The 275-nt window shown below is 57.8% G+C and carries 1 pseudogene; it reads right to left on the bottom strand.

Annotated features, from left to right (window positions below):
• Positions 1-79 precede the first annotated feature (79 nt).
• Positions 80-275: pseudogene (locus KVT28_RS25075) on the bottom strand (thiamine biosynthesis protein); the annotation flags it as partial.

Genomic DNA, 275 nt, shown 5'->3' with positions numbered 1-275 from the left:
GAGAATGGTTAGGTGGGCGCGGTCGGCTCACTCTCCCACGCGCGGGAGAGGGCTGGGGTGGGGGGCAAATCGCACCAACCTACAACGAATAAAGCCCCATCGGCGCCACAGCCTTAATCACACCATTACCCTTCATATACTCACCAAACGCCTGATAGCGCGCCCGATCATACGCCGCACTGTGCTGGGCGAAATATGGCAACGTAGCCTGCCACGCCTCGTGATTGAGCGGCGTATTCAGCTCGGGATATTTTTCGATAAACGACTGCCACGCT

The sequence above is a fragment of the Pantoea sp. GbtcB22 genome (genome assembly GCF_019091025.1).
Lineage (GTDB): Bacteria > Pseudomonadota > Gammaproteobacteria > Enterobacterales > Enterobacteriaceae > Pantoea > Pantoea leporis.
The sequence above is the reverse complement of the archived record's forward strand: the minus strand, read 5'-3'. Positions and strand labels throughout refer to the sequence as shown.